Origin of the sequence: Janthinobacterium sp. J1-1 (genome assembly GCF_030944405.1) — a bacterium.
In the GTDB taxonomy this organism is placed as follows: Bacteria; Pseudomonadota; Gammaproteobacteria; order Burkholderiales; family Burkholderiaceae_D; genus Janthinobacterium.
The window spans coordinates 2852739-2870026 of record NZ_CP132339.1 but is presented as its reverse complement, the minus strand read 5'-3'; the positions used below and the strand labels follow the sequence as shown (position 1 = coordinate 2870026).

The following is a 17288-nucleotide window of genomic DNA, read 5'->3' as shown; positions in this document are numbered from 1 at the left end:
CGTGAGGCATGGACTTCAATGCCACCATCATGCCGGCAAGAAGATTAGCGGGCAAGGTTGGGGTTTATGGATCGCTTACCTTCTTCATGGATGACGTGTTCATGTATGAAACGCTGATCCTGGTGCCATCCCAGGAAATCCAGCAGCAACTGGCGCGCCTGCTGGCGTCGAACACGCCGAAGCGCCTGCATGAGACGCACTACAATATGCTGGCCTACCCGTTTTCCACCAAGTACCAGAACTCGAACCAGTGGGTGCTGGAAACCCTGGCCGCCGCCAGCAATGAACCGGGCAAAATCGAAACGCGGGCCGAAGCGCAAGGCTGGCTGCGCAGCGCCAGCTACGCGCCGCAGACGCTCAGCATTCCCGCCGCCACCCGCCTGGGCGCGCGCATGTTCCGCGCCAATATCGCCTTTGACGACCACCCGTTCGAGCGCCGCATGACGCGCCAGATCGACGTCGTCAGCGTCGACTCCATCGTGCGCTTCATGCGCCAGCGCGAACCGCAACTACAGGAAATCGTGGTGCGCGGCGACTAGCCAGGCGCCAGCGCCAGCGCCGCCCTGCGCAATTGGGGCGGCTGCGCCAGCGGTGCCGCACTGCACAGCACGATGGACAACTCGGCATGGGCCAGCGCCACGCAGCTGGCCGCCTCGCCAGCCGCAGCTCCCAGCTTGTAGCGCGCCTCGTATTCGCTCCAGCGCCGGTAAAACGAGACCACCTGCTCCGCATGCGCCATGGCCGCCAGTCCCTCGGCAACCGCGTCGCCAAAGGCCTGCCGTGCCAGCGCCGGCAGGTCTCTTTCCTGATCCATTACTTCGATATCGAGCCCCACCGCAATCTGTTCGCTCAGCGTGCAGGCGATCCAGTGCCCACTGTGCGACAGGCTGAAATGGGGCGCGCCCGCCGGCGCCAGCGGCGCCTGCCCGGGCCGCTCTTCCAGCACGATGGATGCGGCCGGCAGAGCCAGCGCCTGGCCCAGCAAGGTGCGCAGCAAGGCGCGCCCCAGCAAAAACTGGCGCTGGCGCTGCGGCCGCATGAAACGCCGGTAGCGCGCCAGTTCCTGTGGCGACAGCCAGGATTCAAACCCGGGAAGCAAGGCATCGTCGATGCTGCGCGCATCGAGCAGCCAGATGCTGGCCTGAACGCCGATCAATCGAATCCTGCAAGCACTTTATAGCTGATTTCGGTGTTGGTAGCGCTCAGCACTTCCAGTCGCGCGCCCTTGTAGCCCACGATCATGGATTCCGACAAATCATAAGCCACGTCATTATTAAATGCCGGACGGGCGACATTGCGTTGAAATTCGCGATAACCGAGCGTAATTCTGTTACCGATCCGGCCGCTGTAGATCAATGTGCTCTGGAAACTCGCCATCTGGTAATTGGTCGTCACGCCCATTACATAATCAAATTTTGCACACGGTGCGCGTCCGATACAGATGGATCCATCTTTGCTGAACAGATGGATTTTATTGTGTTTCACGGGCAAGCCAACAGCACTAGTGATCAGCACGCCACCAAAAGTCTGATATTCATCCTTGTCTGCAATTTGCGAGTAAGTACCTTTGCGAACGATAAACTCGCCAATCGGCTGATCCTGCGCCAGTATCATTGCACGCGTTTCCACGGCATCGCTTTTTGTCAGCATCTTCTCGCCGATGCCGATGGTTGCCACGGTGCCGACCTGCGGCAAGGTGGTCTGGTATGCCGTGTGCTCGACTGGCCGGCTTTTGCATCCGGCGAAAGCTGCCACGCACAGTGCGACAGCGGCTAATTTAAAACCTGGCTTCATATGGATCTCCATGGATTAGCTCCGATTCATTTCATGATCAGGAGGATTTTTGCTTGGCAATTCTCAGCAACAAACGATGACCGATACTATTGGTCCAATTAAAACTGTTTTGCAGTACCACAATGCCTGTCCGGCTTTTCACATCCAGACCGATATAGCTGGAATAACCTGCCACGAAACCAACCTGGTAGGTAATTTTATGGCCATCGATATCGTCCACCAGCCAGGCCAGCGCCGCCGCTTCCAGTGGCCGGTCTACCCTGACATGCAGGGTATCCTGCAATGCGCGGTCCAGCAGCGCATTGCCGCTGCCTTCAATATTGATTTTTGCATAGCGCAACAAATCATTTGCCGTCGAATACAAGGCTGCCGAACCGGTCAGGACATCGGTAAATTCCCAATCCGGCGCTTCGCTTCCCCGCCGCATGAATTTCGGCTGGTCGCCGACATGGCCATGCGCGCGCGTGGAAAAACCGGGCAGCTGCTGCGGACGATAGCCGGTACTGTCGAGCGCCAGGGGACGCAAGATGGTTTCCTGTACCAGCGCATCCATCTTTTTACCGGTATGCAGCTCCAGCACATGACCCAGCAGGCCATAGCCGATATTGGAATACATCGGCGTGCTGGTCGCTGGCGCATTGAAATCGGCCAGATAGGCCACCAGATAGTCACGGTCGAAATGCCGGTAGAAGCTCTCGCCCGTAAAGAGATATTCGACAAAATACAGCAAGGTTTGCGGCGTGAATGGCTGACGCGGCAAGCCGGAGGTATGCGTGACCAGCTGCAGCAAGGTGATCTTGCGTGCGGAGGGACTCAATGGTGTACCGGCAGGTAATAACTTCTCCAGCGTGTCATCCCATGCAAAGACACCCTGCTGCACCAGCACTGCCGTCGTCGCGCTCAAAAAACCCTTGCTCACCGAGCCGACGGCAAACAAGGTATCGCCATCGGGCTGGCGACCGCCGATGGCATGTTCCGTGGTGCCGTAGCCAAAACACTGCACACTGCCATCCGGCAATAAAACGCCCACCACCAGGCCGGGCGTGGTTCCGCCATCGATCAGCGGCCGTGCCAGCGCATCGACTTCGGCCCGCAGGTCGCCGCTGGCGGCGTAGCGCTCCGCCGACACCTTGTCGGCGTCGATTTCCATGCGCGACAAGGTGCCGCAAGCGGTCAACATGGCCAGCATCAGCAGCACACTTGCCCGCATCAGATTCATGGCCGGTAACGCTTGAAAATCAGCGAGGTATTAATCCCGCCAAACGCAAAGTTATTCGACATCACGTAATCGCAGTCGATGGCGCGGCCCTCGCCGGCGATATAGTCGAGCGCCGCGCATTGCGGGTCGACGTCCTGCAGATTGATGGTCGGCGCAAACCAGCCTTCGCGCATCATCTCGATGCTGATCCATGCTTCCAGCGCACCGCAGGCGCCCAGGGTGTGGCCCATGTAGCTTTTCAGGGAGCTGATCGGCACCTGGCCGCCGAATACCTCGAAGGTGGCTTGCGACTCGGCGATGTCGCCCTGCTGCGTGCCGGTGCCGTGCGCGTTCACGTAGCCGATGTCGGACGGCTGCAGGCCGGCGTCGGTCAGCGCCAGCAGCATCGCCTGGCGCATGGTGGCGGCGTTCGGCTGCGTCACGTGGCAGCCGTCGCTGTTGGTGCCGAAGCCCACCAGTTCGGCGTGGATGGTGGCGCCGCGCGCCTGGGCGTGTTCGAGTTCCTCCAGGATCAGGCAGCCGGCGCCTTCGCCGATCACCAGGCCGTCGCGGCTGGCGTCGAACGGGCGCGGCGTCGTGTGGCCGGCGTCGTTGCGGGTGCTGGTGGCGAACAGGGTGTCGAACACGGCCGCCTCGGTGGCGCACAGTTCCTCGGCACCGCCGGCGATCATCGCCAGCTGCTTGCCGCCGGCGATCGCCTCGTAGGCATAACCGATGCCCTGGCTGCCCGAGGTGCAGGCGCTCGACGTGGTGATCACGCGCCCGGTAACGCCGAAGAACACGCCGATATTGACGGGCGCCGTATGCGCCATCATCTTGATGTAGGTAGTGGCGTTGATGCCCTTGGTGGTGCGCTCCTCCATCATGCGGCCGAAGTCGCCGATGGCGCTGGGCGTGCCGGCCGAGGAACCGAAGGAGATGCCCATCTGCCCGCCTTTGAGCAGCGGATGGTCGAGCAGGCCGGCGTCCTGCAGCGCCAGTTCGCTGGCGCGCGTGGCCATCAGCGCGATGCGGCCCATGCTGCGTACGGCCTTGCGGTGATAACGGTCGTTCAGTTCGAACGGCGCGGCCGGTGCGCCCAGCTGCGTGTTCAGCCCCTCGTAATCGGCCCACTCGGCCATGCGCACCACGGCGTTGCGGTACTCGCCCAGGCGCTGGCGGATGGCCGGCCAGTCATTGCCAACCGGGCTGATGCCGGCCATGCCGGTGACGGCGACGCGGCGGCTCATGCCATGCCTCCGTTGACGGAAATGACCTGGCGCGTGATGTAGCCGGCTTCCGCGCCGACCAGGAAGCTGACGGCGGCCGCCACTTCCTCGGGCGTGCCGACGCGGCGCGCGGGGATCATCTTCAACGCTTCGTCGAGCGGCACCTCGCTGATCATATCGGTCTCGATCAGGCCCGGCGCCACGCAGTTGACGGTGATGGCGCGCTTGGCCAGTTCCAGCGCCAGCGCCTTGGTCGCGCCGATAATGCCGGCCTTGGCGGCGCTGTAGTTGACCTGGCCCCGGTTGCCGATCAGGCCCGAGACCGACGCCATGGTGACGATGCGGCCCGGTTTGCGGCGCTGGACCATCGGCATCACCAGCGGGTTGAGCACATTGTAGAAACCATCGAGATTGGTCTGCAGGACGATGTCCCAGTCCTCGCCCGACATGGCGGGAAACGCATTGTCGCGCGCCACGCCGGCGTTGCATACCACGCCGTAATAGCAGCCGTGTGCGGCGATATCGGCTTCCAGCGCGCTTGCCGCCGCGGCACGGTCGCCGATATCGAATTGCAGCACGCGCGCGGCGCGTCCCATCGCCACGATCTGCTGCGCCACCGCCGCCGCTTCGGCGCGGCCGCTGCGGCAATGCAGCACCACGTCAAAGCCGTCGCGCGCCAGGCGCAAGGCGATCGCCTTGCCGATGCCGCGCGACGATCCCGTTACCAATACACTGTTACTCATGCTGCGCTCCATTCGAACTCTCTTGCAGAAATTGTGTTGCATTCTCGGGCTGGAACACCGTCACCGTCGCCTGCGCCAGCACGACGCCGGCGGCCTCGATGCGGCATTCAAAAGCGCCCAGCCCATTGTCGCCCTGCAGCGCCCGGTGCACATGCACCTGCAGCACGCTGCCCTCGCCAAACAGTGGCAGCTGCGCCTCGTAGCGGCGCGCGCCCAGCAAAAAGCCGATCTTGACCGGTGCGCCGGCCTGGCGCGCCAGATATCCCGCGTGCGCGGCGATCGCCTGCGCCATGTATTCGATGCCGATCCAGCTGCCCACGCCATTTTCCTGCGCATCGTAAAACACGCTGCGGGCATGGATGCGCACCTCGGCGCACAGGTTCTCGGCGTCGGCCGACACCACTTTGTCGAGCAGGCTCATGGCGCCGGAGTGCGGCACCAGGTCATCAATATCCGGAAAACTCATGCTCCCCTCCCCAGCAGCAGCGCGGCGTTCGAGCCGCCAAAGGCAAACGAATTACTGAGCGCCCAGTCGATCGGCCGGCCCAGGCGCGCACCGGGCAAGGCCAGGCGCAGCGGCGGCAAGGCGGGATCGAGCGCACCATCGAGCAGGTGCGGCGGCAACAGGCCCTCGCGGTTGTCAAGCTGCATCGCCAGCCAGCACAGAGCCGCTTCGATGGCCGCCGCCGCGCCCAGCGCATGGCCCGTCAAGGGCTTGGTCGAGCTGGCGTAGACCTGCCCGCCGAACAGGTCGGCCACCACGCGCGCTTCCATCGCGTCGTTCTGCTGCGTGGCGGTGCCGTGCAGGTTAACGTAATCGACCTGCGACGCCTGGACACCGGCACGCGCCAGCGCCTGCTGTATCGCCAGCCGCGCGCCGCCGCCTTGCGGATCGGGCGCCGACATATGGTGGCCGTCCGACGATTCGCCCCAGCCGCGCAGGGCGACCGCGGCCGGTTCCTTCGTCATCAGGAACAGCGCCGCGCCCTCGCCGATATTGATGCCGTCGCGGCCCTCGCCCAGCGGATTGCAGCGCTGCGCGCTGACCGAGGCCAGCGCGGAAAAGCCGGCCACCGTAAAGGCGCACAGGGTATCGACGCCGCCCGCCAGCACGGCGTCGCACAAGCCCATGCGCAGCAGGCGCGCCGCGCTGGCCATTGCCTTGGCGCTGGACGAGCAGGCGCTCGAATGGACCCAGGCCGGGCCATCGATGCCCAGCTCCTCGGCCAGCATCAGGGCCGGCGAACCCATCTCCTGCTGGCCGTAATGAAATCGTTCGGGCAGGTCCTGGCCCGCTACATGGGCGCCGATTGCGCCTTCCGATTCGAGGATGCCCGAGGTGCTGGTGCCGACCACCACCGCCAAGCGGTGGGCGCCGTAACGCGCGATGGCCTGTTCCACGGCCGGGCGGATCTGCGCCAGCGCCGCCAGCGCCATGCGGTTGTTGCGGCTGCGCGCGGGCGGTACGTGATGCGACACCGAAGGCAACACCGCATCGACCACGCCCAGCGGCAGCTCGCGCCCAGGCGAGTGGCGCGCGGTGGGCGCCACGCCGCTGTCGGCGGCAAACAGGCGCGCGCTTACCTGCTCGCGCGTCTCGCCCAGCGCGCAGACGACGCCGCAGTGATTCAGGTACACGGTCGGCGCAATCATCATTGGCTTTCCGGTGCGTTCTGTATCGTCAACCGATAACGGTAGCGCAGGTTGTCGAGCACCACCGTGCCGCTCCAGCGCGGCATGGCGCTGTAGTCGATCACGGTGACGGCCTCGCCGTCCAGCAGCAGGGTGCGGCGCAAGCCGCTGTCCTCGATGCGCCAGCCGGCCGGCAGCGCTTGCGCGATCGCCTCGCGCGGCCACAGGGTCAGCTGCATGTCTTCCAGCACGTCCTCGGCGCGCACCTGCGCCGGCAGCATCACGTGGCGCCACGAGGTGACCTCCTTGCCGTCGTAGTGAAGCGACAGCACGCGCTGGCCGAAGGCCAGGCCCACCAGGTCCAGGTGCGTGGCATCGACCTCCAGCGCCGCATCGAGTTCGTCGATGCGCCCTGCCCGCTCGACGCGCAGATGCTGCTGCACGCTGACCGTCGCGCCCAGCGCCGCCGGCGCCAGTTTCAGGCCCAGGCGGGCCGGAGCCGAAGGCGGCGCACTGGCGCAGCCAGCCAGCGCCAGCAGCATCGAGGCCGCCATTACATGTTTCACAGCCATCAGGCCACTCCTGCGGCATCGGCCGCGTCAGGTTGCTCAGGTAGGTCAGGGGCGACAAAGCACGGCGACAGCAGCCATACCAGCGCCGTGCCGATCAGCATGGTCAGGCCGAATGCCTGCAGCGCCGCCGTGTGGCTCAGGGCCAGCAGGCCGAAAGACAACAGGGTATTGGCGGCAGACAGGCCGACCGCCAGCCACGGCGTATGGTTGCGCTGCTCGGGATGCTCCTGCATGAAGATGCCGTAATCGACACCGACGCCCAGCAGCAGCATCAGCGCCAGCACATGGAACAGCTGCAGCGGCTGGCCCAGATAGCCCAGCAAGGCCAGCGCCGCCAGGCTGGCCAGCGCGGTCGGCGCCAGCACGCGCCAGGTACGGCGGCCGTAGCGCGGCATCAACAGGCCGAACACCACCAGGTAGGCGCCCAGCACCACCGCGCCCATGTAGATGCGGTAGCGGCCCAGCACCGATGAAATCTCGGCCACCTTGTCGACCCACTGCACGCCTGGCATGCCGGCGCCGGCCTGCGCCAGCAGCGGAATGGCCGCATATTGCATGCCGCGCAGGGCGACGATGGAGGCGTAGCCGCCCTGTACTTCACCCAGCCACAAGTGGCGCCACGGTTCGCTGGCCGGCACCTTCAGAAAGTCATCGATGAGCAACGGTGCGCCGGCCTGCGCCAGCTGCGCACGCACTTGATCTGCCCATGCAAGGTCTTCGTCGACCGACCGCGCCAGCAGGTCGAGCGCGCCGCCCGGTTTCAGGATGGTATCGTCCAGCAGCGCGCGCCGCGCCTGCTGCGATTGCAGCGACGGTACCCAGTTCGACATCGCCTGCACGCCAGTGAGGTGCCGCTGCTCGATCAAGGGCTGCAGGCGGCGCTTCAGCGCTTCCTCGCGCCGCAGCACGGTTTCGGCGCTGTCACCGCGCACCAGGTAGAACTGCACCGGCGTCGGCGCGTCGAGCAGCTTGCTCAGTTTCAGCTGGTCGCGGATCAGATGCGCGGGCGGCGTCTGCAGCAGCCGGATATCGTCATTGACGCCCAGGCGCGCCATGCCGGCGCCGGCCAGTACCGCAAACGCCAGCACGCACAGCAGCGTGGCGCGGTTCGCGCGTACCTGCGGCCAGTACGCGCGCGCGGCGCCATAGCGGCGCACCAGCGCACCGCTGCGCAAGGTGCCGCCCCGCACCAGCATGGGAAACCAGAACACCACCGTCAACCATGCAAACACCAGGCCCAGCGCGGAAAACACGGCCATGTGGCGCAGGCCAGGGAAAGGCGTCAGCGCCAGTCCCATGTAGCCGATCACCGCCGCCAGCAGGGTCAGGCACAGCCCCGGCAGCAGCCGGCGCAGCAAGGCGCGCGAATCGAGCGCGGGATCGGCGCCCAGCCGGTTGCACAGGAAATAAATACCGTAATCCTGCGCCACGCCGATCAGGCTGGCGCCGAACACCAGCGTCATCAGGTGCAGTCGGCCGAACAGCAGCCAGCACACCGACAGGGCGCCCAGGCAGCCGATGCCGATCGACAGCAGTATCAATGAAATCGGCTTGACCGAGCGGAAGGTCAGCCAGGTCAGCAAGATGATGCCGGCCAGCGAGCCCAGGCCGATGGTCGACATTTCGCCGGCCGCCTGGCTGCTGGCGGCGGCCGCATGCAGGATCACGCCGGCGCTGATGATCTCCACGTCAGGCACCGCCTGGCGCGCCGCCGCCTGCGCCTGCGCCAGCAGCGGCAGCACGGTTTCCTGCGCCGCCAGCGAAAAGGCCGGCACGGTCAAGGTCATCGGCAGCAGCACATACTGGCGCGCGCCGTCGGCGACAAACAGATGGCCGTCGCGCGGGCGCACCGGGGTTTCCTGCGCGCGCTCCTGCACCCAGCCGCCGAACAGGCCGAACGGGTCGTCCTGCCAGGCGCCCAGCTTGGGGCCGCCAAATGGACTGTAGAGCTGGCTCAGGGCCGAGTCGCGCCAGAACGCCGGGGTCTCCTTGCGCAACTGCGCTTCCTGCGGCGGCGTCAGCAACGTCAAGCGGTGCTGCTGGAACAGCGCCAGCCAGTCGTTCTGCGTCTGTTCGTCGATTGGCGTGGCGGCGAACAGGCCGGCATGGCGCGCCAGCACCGCGCCATAGGCATCGGCCGCGCGTCTGGCGTCGTTCCAGTCGGGCGCGCCGACCAGCACCACCAGGCGCTGCTGGGCCGCGTCCACCATGTGGGTGAACGACGCCTGCAGCACCGGGTCGCGCTCCTGCACCGGCAGCAGCGCCAGGATGTCGGTCTCGGGGGCGATGCGCTTGACGCCCCACAGATAGGCGTTATGCGCCAGCAGCAGCGCCACCACCAGCGCCCAGGCGATGGCCAGCAGGCGGCCCTGATGTTTCAGGAGCCTCAAAACAGCGCCGCCTCTTGCGCCGTGATGGCCGCCGGCCCCGTTTCAATCGCCGAAAACACGATGCTGGTGCGGTCGCCGCTCGCTTCGCTGATGCTGATGTTTTTCACGAATGCGCCGCCATCGAGGCGGATGCTGCCGATCGCCTTGGCCAGCGCCGGCTGGCGCGCCTTTAACGCCACCTGCCAGGTATTGCCGTCGATGCTGCCGTCCACTTCAAACAGCGTGTCGAGCTGGGCCAGGTCGCCGGCCAGCAGCGAAAACAGCACGCTGTTGATCATTTTCACCACCGGCTCGGTCTTCGCGTCCAGCCGCATGGCCACGCGCTCGCCTTGGAAATGCACGATCTCGTCGCGCGTCAGGCGCAAGGTATTCGGGAACGGCTGCAAGGTACGCCACAGCACGCCCTTGCCGGCCACCACGCAAAAGCGCCCGTTCGACGCCAGCGGCTTTTTCATGCCGGCCAGCTGCTTGCTCTGGTCGAAGCGGCCGCACAATTGCTGTGGCTTGGCCAGCATGGCCTCGATCTTCGCCACCGGCGCGGCGGCCTGCGCGGGCGCCATCAGCAGGAACACGGCGGCCAGCGCCGCCTTCAACATAACTTTCATACAGGGTCCAATCCCAGTTTTTCAAACAATACGGGCGGCGAGGCAAAGCACATCTCGCCGCTGGCGATATCGACCGCCACCTGCGTGGTGCTGGCGCGGTTCAGGCGCTTGCCGGTGGCGCTGTCGCTCACCGTGTACTCGATCTTCAGGCGGTTTTCCCACTCCACCAGGTCGGCGCGCAGGGTCAGGCGCTGGCCGAAGGTGGCCGGCGCCACATAGCGCAGATGCATGTCGATCACCGGCCAGGCGTAGCCGGAGGCCTTCATCTCGACATAGTTGTAGCCGATGCTGTCGAGCAGCGCGCAGCGCACCACTTCCAGGTATTTCACGTAGCGGCCATGCCAGACGATTTCCATCGGGTCGAGGTCGAAGAACTGCACCTGCATCTCCACCTGCGCATGCCAGCGGCTGGGGGCGGCGCTGTTGCCGCGCACCTTATGCATGCTCCGCTCCATACAGCGGCCAGGCCTGCGTGCGGATGCGTTCGAGCAGCACGCGCAGTTCCGGGTCGAGGCGGCGGTCTTCCACCACCGGCGCGATATCGTCGGCCAGCGCGGCCAGCATGGCCGTGATCTGTGCCTGCGGCGGCGCGTCCGGCGCCAGCTGGCAGCGCAGCCACACGCCCTGGCGCACGGTGATCAGCAGCGCCGCGGCGACCTGTTCGCACAGTTCCAGCACGCGCAGGCAGTCGCGCGCGGCGATCGTGCCCATGCTGACCTTGTCCTGGTTGTGGCATTCGGTCGAGCGCGAAAACACGGAAGCGGGCATGGTCAGTTTCAAGGCTTCGGCGGTCCAGGCCGAGGCGCTGATCTGCAGCGCTTTCAGGCCATGGTTGATGGCCGCGCGCGGTCCGGTGGCGCCCGACAGATTGGCCGGCAGGCCCTGGTTGTAGCGGCTGTCGACCAGCAGCGCCATCTGCCGGTCCAGCAGATCAGCCAGGTTGGCGACGGTGTTTTTCATGCTGTCCATGGCGAACGCGATATGGCCGCCATAGAAATGCCCGCCATGCAGCACGCGCTCGCCTTCGGCGTCGATGATGGGGTTGTCGTTGGCGCTATTGAGTTCATTCTCGATCGACGAGCGCAGCCACGGCAAGGCGTCGGCCAGCACGCCGATCACGTGTGGCGCGCAGCGGATCGAATAGCGGTCCTGCAAGCGCTTGCCGTTGCGCTCCCAGCTGTCGGTCGGCAAGTCGGTGCGCAGCCAGGCGGCCACCTGCTGCATGCCGGGATGGGGTTTGACGGAAAACAGCGTCTCGTCGAAATGGTGGGCGTTGCCGTCCAGCGCGAACGAGGCCATGGCCGTGATGCGGGTCGTCAGGCGCGCCAGGTATTCGGCCCGCTCATACGCCAGGCACGCCAGCGCCGTCATCACGGCGGTGCCGTTCATGATGGCCAGGCCCTCTTTCGGGCGCAAACGCAGCGACGCGATGCCCGCCTCTTCCAGCGCCTGCGCGGCCGGCACCTGCTCGCCGTCGCGCCACACTTCGCGCTCGCCGCACAGCACCGCCGCCAGGTAGGACAGCGGCGTCAGGTCGCCGCTGGCGCCGACCGAGCCTTCCGAGGGAATCAGGGGCAGCAGGCCGGCGTCGAGCAGGCGCGCGATCTGCGCCAGCAAGTCCACGCTGACGCCGGAGTATCCCTTCGACAGCGACGCCAGGCGCGCGGCCATGATGGCGCGCGTCTGCGCCGGCGTGAAGAATTCACCGAGGCCGCAGCCATGGTAGGTGTACAGGTGATGCGGCAGTTCGGCCACCAGTTCCGGCGGCACGGTGACGGTGCAGGAATCGCCATAGCCGGTGGTCACGCCGTAGATGGTGCCGTCCTCGCGCAGCAGGCGGTCGAGGAAATCGGCGCCGCGCGCGATCGCCGCGCGGAATACCGGATCGGTCGACAGTTCGGCGCTGGCCCGGCCGTGCGCGATATCGGCGATGTCTTCGATGCGCAGGCGTTCGCGGTCGAAGCGGACGGCGCGCCGGGTGTTTTTCAGGTCAGCGAGATGCATCGGAAGTATCCAGTCGTGAAGTAGCGGGGAGTTGCCAGAAATCGTAGAAATTGAACCATTCGCGCGGCGCGCGCAGGCAATGGTGCTGCAGCCGTGCCGCATAGTCGCCGGCCAGTTCGGCCAACATCGTTTCGCGCGCCTTGCGCGGCAGGTGCAGCGACTCGCGGAACGGCTCGAAATGCACTTCCGAACGCTGGCCGAGGCGCATCGAAAACAGCAGGTAGACCGGGCATTGCAGCACGCTGGCCAGCACGTACGGGCCGATCGGGAACGCGGCCGGCGCGCCCAGGAACGGCGCGAGCGCCACCCGTGGCTGGGGCGAGACGGGGACGCGGTCGCCGGCGATCACGACGAACTCTCCCTGCGCCACTTTCTCGGCCAGCAGCATGGCGGTGGCCGGCGTCATTTCCGTCACCTGCAGCAGATTGAGCTGGCTGTCCGGGTTCAGCCGCGCCAGCATGCGGTTGAAGGCCTGCGCATGGCGCGTGTGCACCAGCACCGTCAGCTTCAGGCCGGCGCGCCGCAGCGACAGCACGCGGCACAGTTCCAGGTTGCCCAGGTGGGCGCAAATGAGCAGGGCGCCGCGGCCTTCGTCGAGGCAGCGCTCGATGCCGTCCAGGCCGGCGCCATGCAGGCTGACGGTGCTGGTATCGAACAGGCCGCCCCACAACAGCATCTTGTCGAGGATGGTTTCGGCAAACGCGCCGAAGTGGCGCAGCACGCCGGGCAGGCTGGCGTCAGCGGCGCCACCGCAGGCGGCAACGCGCCGCAGGTAGGCGCGCGACACGCGCCGCGCGCGCGGCTTGCTCAGCACATACCACAGCAGGACCGGGTACAGCACGACGCGAAACGGCCAGCGGCCGAACACGCGGCAGATCCAGAACAGCAATCGCATGCCGGCCACGAAGCTCACTTCGTTGAAACCGGCCCAGTGGCCGCTTGATTTCGCTGCCGCCGTCATCGCGCGCGCCAGTGGCGTGCCAGCAGGCGCGGCGCGCGCCACAGCATGCCGAAGAACAGCCGCGTGTGCATGCGCGTGATCAGCACATTGTCGCGCCACAGCTGGAAGTGCGACACGCCATCGCTGGGATAGCCCACGCGCGTGGGCAGGTTGACCATCGACAGGCCGTCCCAGTACAGGCGCACCAGCACGTCGGTATCGAAATTCATACGCTGGCCCAGCATGCGCTTGCACGCCAGCGCCATCAGGGGCGCCAGCGGATAGACGCGAAAGCCGCACATCGAGTCGCGGATCTGCAGCGACAGGGTATTGATCCAGACCCAGATGTGGGTGGCGTAGCGGCCGTAAAAGCGCGCCGCCGGCACCGAGGCGTCGTATACGGGATGGCCGACAATCACCGCGTCGGGCGCCGCTTGGGCTTGCGCCAGGAAGCGCGGCACGTCGTCCGTATCGTGCTGGCCGTCGGCGTCGATCTGCAAGGCGTGGCTGTAGCCCTGCGCGTGCGCGTGGCGGCAGCCCGTCATCACCGCGCCGCCCTTGCCCAGGTTGCGCGGGTGGCGCAGCAGGGTCACTTGCGCCGGATGGGCGGCGGCCAGCGCATCGAGCCTGCGCGCGCCGGCGGCCAGGCTGGCGTCGTCGACCAGGATCAGCGGCACGCCGTGCGCCAGCAGGCGCGCCACCACGGCGCCGATCGCGTGTTCATGGTTAAACACGGGAATCACGATGCAGGGTTTGAAGGCCAGCTCAGTCACCGCGCGCTCCGGCGCGGCCAAAGCGCAGCAGGGAATGGCAATAGCCGATGCCGTCGCGCGCTGTCAGCAGTTCCAGCCCCGCCGCTTCGGCCAGGCGGATATAGTCGGTGCTCTGGTAGATCTTGCTGTTGCCGCTGGCCATGGCCGTGAAATACGGCGAGGTATTGATCAGGCAGTAGGCGGCGATATCGTATTGCTGGCGGTCCCAGAAGGTGTCCATGATCAGTACCTGGCCATTGTCGCCCAGCGATTGCGCCACGCGGCGCAAAATGCTGGCGATCGCCGCCTCGGAAAAGCAGCTGAGGAACTGGCTCATCCAGACCAGGTCCATGCCGGCCGGCAGCGCCGCCGCGTCGTCGAGCAGGTCGCGCGGATGCAGCTGGGCGCGCGCGCGCACGCCGGCATCCTGCAGGGTGGTATCGGCCACCGCCAGTTGGCGCTCGAGGTCGACCAGGTGCAGCTCGACGCCGGAGTGATACGCCAGCGCGGCGCTGGCGAACTTGCCGGTATTGGCGCCGATGTCCATGATGCGGCGCGGCGCCGTGGCGAACACGTCGGGGAAAATCTCGGGAAACGAGGTGTCCGAATAATGATGGTCGAACGCGAACCAGCTGGTCTTGGCCGGCTCCGGCATGCTTGAGAGGCCCTGGTACAGGGTCGGCCAGTCGCCCAAGGCGGCCAGGCCCAGCGGCTGCTCGGCGTCGAGCGAGCGGTCCAGGTCGAACAGGCCCTGGTAGCACACGTCGTGGTTGAAATCGAGGTTGACCTGGGTGATGCTGTCGGTCAGCACGCAATAGCCCACCTTGTCGAGCACATAGGCGCCGTCGCGCACATACACCACGCCGGCCGACAGGCAGGACTCCAGCACCACTTTCAGCGCGTACTCGGTCCAGCGGCCGCCCGCGGCCATGTCCACCACCGTCAGGCCGCTGTGGCCCGTGTCCGCCAGCGCCTGCAGCATGCCGCGTTTCCACGCGTAGCGCACGCACTGGAACACGACGGGACCGAAGGCGATCTTTTGCGCGTCGAAACGGGCCGCAAAGGCGCTCTGGCGCTCGGGTGAGAATTTTTTATCTAACATGCGCTCGCTGCAGGTGGAGGTTCGCCAGGGCCGGTATTGGCCACAACGTCAGGATGAAACAAGAGACGGCCGCTGGCGTGCTGGCCGGCGTCCGACAGATAGCGAAACTGCAGGCTGCCTTTAAGCGCGTCGTATTGCAGCTCCAGCCGCAACGCGCTGCCCGGCAACACGGGCTGCTGGAATTTCAGGGCGTGCATGGCCCGGAACCGTGCCGGCAGCGCCAGGTGCAGGCGCGCAAAGTGGCGCGCCCAGTCCACCTGCACCACGCCGGGCAGCAGCGGCGCGCCGTCGAAATGGCCGTCAAAATAAAACAGGTCGGCCGGCACGAACAGGTCCAGCGTGACCGCGCTGCCGACGCCTTCCATGGCGCGCACCTCGGGCAGGCGCGGTTTTATCCGTTCCAGCAGCGCCAGCAACAGCGCCTGCGTGGTCTTGCCTTGGGCGTTGATCGGCAGTTGCTCCAGGTAGCGCCAGCGGCGCGGCATGGCCACCGCGTCGACCTGGCCGTGCAGCGCCTGGCGCAGTTGCCGGTTCAGCGCCAGCTTGCCTTCGGCCGCCAGCAGCGCGCGTCCGGCTGCGCTGCAGACGACAAAGGCGGCGACCTTCTGGCGCTCGCCGGGCGGCGCATCGCACAGCACCACGCGCGCTTCCCGTACCTGCGGCATGGCCAGCAGCGCCGCTTCGATGGCGGACAGCGAGATGCGCTTTTCCTCGATCTTGACGATGCGGTCGCTGCGCCCCAGCAGCACAAAGCGGTCACCATCCGGTCCCTCGCCCACCGCCCGCGCGCGGTCGGCCAGCGGCAGCCAGCCGTCGTCGGCCAGGTGCGCCGAGCGCACCTGCAGCGCCTCGCCGTCATCGAGGCGCCAGGCCACGCCGGGAAATGCCCGCCAGCTGTCGTCATCAGGCAAGGCGGCCGCGCGCTGGCGCCAGGCCACGCCGCCCGTCTCGGAGCTGCCATAGATTTCAAACGGCACGCGCCCCAGCAAGGCGCCGGCGGCCAGCGCGCTGTCGAACGGCAGCGGGCCGCCCGACGAGAACACGGCGCGCAGCTGCGTGCCGGCCGCGCGCCAGTCCAGGTGCTCGGGCAGGCGCTTGAGGTGGGCCGGACTGGCCGCCAGCACGCACGGGCCTTGCGCCAGCAGCATGGCCAGCTGCTCGGGAAACGCCACGCTGTGCGCATGCACGGGGCGCCCTGCCGCCAGCGGCCACAAGACCTTGAACAGCAAGCCGTAGATATGCTGGTGCGTGACGGTGGCAAGCACCGCGGCGCCGGCCGCATGACGGCCGAACAGCTGTTCCAGGGTCGCCACTTCGCTGCCCAGCTGCGACAGCTTCTTGGGAATCGCCTGCGCCGCGCCGGTGCTGCCCGAGGTATGCACCACCAGCGCGGGGAAATCGTCGTCCAGCACGCGCCAATGCGGTTGCGCGCCACTGCCGGCCGGCGCCGTCGACGGCGCATGCCCGGGCGGGAACTGGCCCAGGAAAGCGTCGACATGCTCCGCCAGCGCGGCGCAGCTGGCCGGCAGCACGTCGGCCGTCAGCCAGACTGTCTTGCCCGCCTGCCAGGCGCCCAGCAAGGCGGCGCCGAACTCCAGGCTGTCATCGAGATAGAGCGCGACATGGCGGCCCGGCAGGTGCGTCAGAAAACCGGCCCAGTCGGCCATGCGCGCGGCCAGTTGGCCATGGCTGATACAGGCGCCGTCGCGCCAGCCCGCCGGCATGGCGGGCGGGCGGCTGCAGATGGCCTGGGCCAGGCTGGCGAGGGAGGAAAGTGATTCAGGCATGATGCAGACGTTTGAAGCGCCGGCGCACCAGATACTCGCCGGCAAATAACAGGCCCATCAGCACATAGGCGATCACGCCCGTGTACAGCGACCAGGCGGCATCGCTGGCCCACAGCGCCAGGCCCAGCGCGATGGCGCCATTGATGACAAAAAAGCCGCACCAGACTTGCGTCACGCGGCGCGTATAGCGTACCGCGGCCGGCGGGAAATCGGGCTCGCGCAGGCGCGCCAGGCGTTCCACCACGGAAGGCGGCGCATAGAGGCTGTAGCCGAAGGCGGCCAGGAAGACGGCGTTGACCAGCACCGGATACAGTTTCAGCGGCAGCAGCAGATTGCTCCATAGCGCGCAGGCGGCCAGCACCAGCGCGCCGGCCACCGACCAGCGCGCGGCGCGCTGGAGCTTGAGCGCAGGCAGGCGGCAGGCCACGGCCAGCAGCAGCAAACCGGCCAGCCAGCGCGGCTCGACCTGGCCCTGGCCCAGCCAGATCGCCAGCGGGTACAACACCGTCAACAGCACCGCCACCACATTGAGCAGCATGC

The 17288-nt window shown here is 66.7% G+C and carries 18 protein-coding genes; 1 reads left to right on the top strand and 17 read right to left on the bottom strand.

The window, feature by feature from the left end; translation table 11 throughout:
* Positions 1–86 precede the first annotated feature (86 nt).
* Positions 87–539, top strand: coding sequence for a DUF2145 domain-containing protein (locus Q8L25_RS13015; RefSeq protein ID WP_374694267.1), 453 nt, complete (start codon positions 87–89; stop codon positions 537–539).
* Here the strand turns inward: Q8L25_RS13015 and Q8L25_RS13010 are convergent.
* Genes Q8L25_RS13010 through Q8L25_RS12930 form a run of 17 tightly spaced genes read right to left on the bottom strand, consistent with a single transcriptional unit; the run spans position 536 to position 17286 of the window.
* A complete protein-coding gene (locus Q8L25_RS13010; RefSeq protein ID WP_308925224.1) occupies positions 536–1156 on the bottom strand; it encodes a 4-phosphopantetheinyl transferase in 621 nt (206 codons plus the stop codon). The two genes, Q8L25_RS13015 and Q8L25_RS13010, sit on opposite strands and share 4 nt — an antisense overlap.
* The gene (locus tag Q8L25_RS13005; RefSeq protein ID WP_308925223.1) at positions 1153–1794 is read right to left on the bottom strand and encodes a hypothetical protein; all 642 of its coding nucleotides are present in this window, start codon (positions 1792–1794) and stop codon (positions 1153–1155) included. The genes Q8L25_RS13010 and Q8L25_RS13005 overlap by 4 nt, the downstream gene beginning before the upstream one ends.
* A gap of 37 nt (positions 1795–1831) precedes the next feature.
* Positions 1832–3013 (bottom strand): serine hydrolase domain-containing protein, encoded by a 1182-nt coding sequence (locus Q8L25_RS13000; protein WP_308925222.1) that lies wholly within the window; start codon positions 3011–3013, stop codon positions 1832–1834.
* Positions 3010–4242, bottom strand: a complete 1233-nt coding sequence (locus tag Q8L25_RS12995) for a beta-ketoacyl-ACP synthase (RefSeq protein WP_308925221.1) — start codon at positions 4240–4242, stop codon at positions 3010–3012. Before Q8L25_RS12995 ends, Q8L25_RS13000 begins: the two co-directional genes overlap by 4 nt.
* On the bottom strand, positions 4239–4964 hold the full coding sequence (gene fabG / locus Q8L25_RS12990; RefSeq protein WP_308925220.1) for a 3-oxoacyl-ACP reductase FabG: 726 nt from the start codon (positions 4962–4964) through the stop codon (positions 4239–4241). Before fabG ends, Q8L25_RS12995 begins: the two co-directional genes overlap by 4 nt.
* Positions 4957–5430 (bottom strand): hotdog family protein, encoded by a 474-nt coding sequence (locus Q8L25_RS12985; RefSeq protein WP_308925219.1) that lies wholly within the window; start codon positions 5428–5430, stop codon positions 4957–4959. Before Q8L25_RS12985 ends, fabG begins: the two co-directional genes overlap by 8 nt.
* Positions 5427–6620 carry a beta-ketoacyl-ACP synthase gene (locus Q8L25_RS12980; RefSeq protein WP_308925218.1) on the bottom strand — a complete coding sequence of 398 codons (1194 nt, stop codon included), beginning with the start codon at positions 6618–6620 and terminating at the stop codon, positions 5427–5429. The genes Q8L25_RS12985 and Q8L25_RS12980 overlap by 4 nt, the downstream gene beginning before the upstream one ends.
* Positions 6617–7168, bottom strand: coding sequence for a DUF3261 domain-containing protein (locus Q8L25_RS12975; RefSeq protein ID WP_308925217.1), 552 nt, complete (start codon positions 7166–7168; stop codon positions 6617–6619). Before Q8L25_RS12975 ends, Q8L25_RS12980 begins: the two co-directional genes overlap by 4 nt.
* Complete coding sequence (locus Q8L25_RS12970; protein WP_308925713.1) at positions 7168–9549, bottom strand: MMPL family transporter; 2382 nt, start codon at positions 9547–9549, stop codon at positions 7168–7170. The genes Q8L25_RS12975 and Q8L25_RS12970 overlap by 1 nt, the downstream gene beginning before the upstream one ends.
* A gap of 5 nt (positions 9550–9554) precedes the next feature.
* A complete protein-coding gene (locus Q8L25_RS12965) occupies positions 9555–10163 on the bottom strand; it encodes an outer membrane lipoprotein carrier protein LolA (protein WP_308925216.1) in 609 nt (202 codons plus the stop codon).
* Positions 10160–10606, bottom strand: a complete 447-nt coding sequence (locus tag Q8L25_RS12960; protein ID WP_308925215.1) for an acyl-CoA thioesterase — start codon at positions 10604–10606, stop codon at positions 10160–10162. The genes Q8L25_RS12965 and Q8L25_RS12960 overlap by 4 nt, the downstream gene beginning before the upstream one ends.
* Positions 10599–12167 carry an aromatic amino acid ammonia-lyase gene (locus Q8L25_RS12955; protein ID WP_308925214.1) on the bottom strand — a complete coding sequence of 523 codons (1569 nt, stop codon included), beginning with the start codon at positions 12165–12167 and terminating at the stop codon, positions 10599–10601. The genes Q8L25_RS12960 and Q8L25_RS12955 overlap by 8 nt, the downstream gene beginning before the upstream one ends.
* Positions 12154–13128, bottom strand: a complete 975-nt coding sequence (locus Q8L25_RS12950; protein ID WP_308925213.1) for an acyltransferase — start codon at positions 13126–13128, stop codon at positions 12154–12156. Before Q8L25_RS12950 ends, Q8L25_RS12955 begins: the two co-directional genes overlap by 14 nt.
* Positions 13125–13880 (bottom strand): glycosyltransferase family 2 protein, encoded by a 756-nt coding sequence (locus Q8L25_RS12945; protein WP_308925212.1) that lies wholly within the window; start codon positions 13878–13880, stop codon positions 13125–13127. The genes Q8L25_RS12950 and Q8L25_RS12945 overlap by 4 nt, the downstream gene beginning before the upstream one ends.
* Complete coding sequence (locus Q8L25_RS12940; RefSeq protein ID WP_308925211.1) at positions 13873–14961, bottom strand: class I SAM-dependent methyltransferase; 1089 nt, start codon at positions 14959–14961, stop codon at positions 13873–13875. Before Q8L25_RS12940 ends, Q8L25_RS12945 begins: the two co-directional genes overlap by 8 nt.
* Complete coding sequence (locus Q8L25_RS12935) at positions 14955–16748, bottom strand: AMP-binding protein (protein WP_308925210.1); 1794 nt, start codon at positions 16746–16748, stop codon at positions 14955–14957. Before Q8L25_RS12935 ends, Q8L25_RS12940 begins: the two co-directional genes overlap by 7 nt.
* The gene (locus Q8L25_RS12930) at positions 16741–17286 is read right to left on the bottom strand and encodes a hypothetical protein (protein WP_308925209.1); all 546 of its coding nucleotides are present in this window, start codon (positions 17284–17286) and stop codon (positions 16741–16743) included. The genes Q8L25_RS12935 and Q8L25_RS12930 overlap by 8 nt, the downstream gene beginning before the upstream one ends.
* Between the last annotated feature and the right edge of the window lie 2 nt (positions 17287–17288).

Excerpts from the sequence above, each read along its gene's own strand:
- Q8L25_RS12930 (WP_308925209.1), bottom strand. The coding sequence starts at position 17,286 with ATGCTGCTCAATGTGGTGGCGGTGCTGTTGACGGTGTTGTACCCGCTG.
- Q8L25_RS13005 (WP_308925223.1), bottom strand. The coding sequence starts at position 1,794 with ATGAAGCCAGGTTTTAAATTAGCCGCTGTCGCACTGTGCGTGGCAGCT.
- Q8L25_RS12935 (WP_308925210.1), bottom strand. The coding sequence starts at position 16,748 with ATGCCTGAATCACTTTCCTCCCTCGCCAGCCTGGCCCAGGCCATCTGC.
- Q8L25_RS12980 (WP_308925218.1), bottom strand. The coding sequence starts at position 6,620 with ATGATGATTGCGCCGACCGTGTACCTGAATCACTGCGGCGTCGTCTGC.
- Q8L25_RS12950 (WP_308925213.1), bottom strand. The coding sequence starts at position 13,128 with ATGACGGCGGCAGCGAAATCAAGCGGCCACTGGGCCGGTTTCAACGAA.
- Q8L25_RS12960 (WP_308925215.1), bottom strand. The coding sequence starts at position 10,606 with ATGCATAAGGTGCGCGGCAACAGCGCCGCCCCCAGCCGCTGGCATGCG.
- Q8L25_RS13015 (WP_374694267.1), top strand. The coding sequence starts at position 87 with ATGGATGACGTGTTCATGTATGAAACGCTGATCCTGGTGCCATCCCAG.
- Q8L25_RS12955 (WP_308925214.1), bottom strand. The coding sequence starts at position 12,167 with ATGCATCTCGCTGACCTGAAAAACACCCGGCGCGCCGTCCGCTTCGAC.
- Q8L25_RS12940 (WP_308925211.1), bottom strand. The coding sequence starts at position 14,961 with ATGTTAGATAAAAAATTCTCACCCGAGCGCCAGAGCGCCTTTGCGGCC.
- Q8L25_RS12995 (WP_308925221.1), bottom strand. The coding sequence starts at position 4,242 with ATGAGCCGCCGCGTCGCCGTCACCGGCATGGCCGGCATCAGCCCGGTT.
- Q8L25_RS12975 (WP_308925217.1), bottom strand. The coding sequence starts at position 7,168 with ATGGCTGTGAAACATGTAATGGCGGCCTCGATGCTGCTGGCGCTGGCT.
- fabG (WP_308925220.1), bottom strand. The coding sequence starts at position 4,964 with ATGAGTAACAGTGTATTGGTAACGGGATCGTCGCGCGGCATCGGCAAG.
- Q8L25_RS12985 (WP_308925219.1), bottom strand. The coding sequence starts at position 5,430 with ATGAGTTTTCCGGATATTGATGACCTGGTGCCGCACTCCGGCGCCATG.
- Q8L25_RS12965 (WP_308925216.1), bottom strand. The coding sequence starts at position 10,163 with ATGAAAGTTATGTTGAAGGCGGCGCTGGCCGCCGTGTTCCTGCTGATG.
- Q8L25_RS13000 (WP_308925222.1), bottom strand. The coding sequence starts at position 3,013 with ATGAATCTGATGCGGGCAAGTGTGCTGCTGATGCTGGCCATGTTGACC.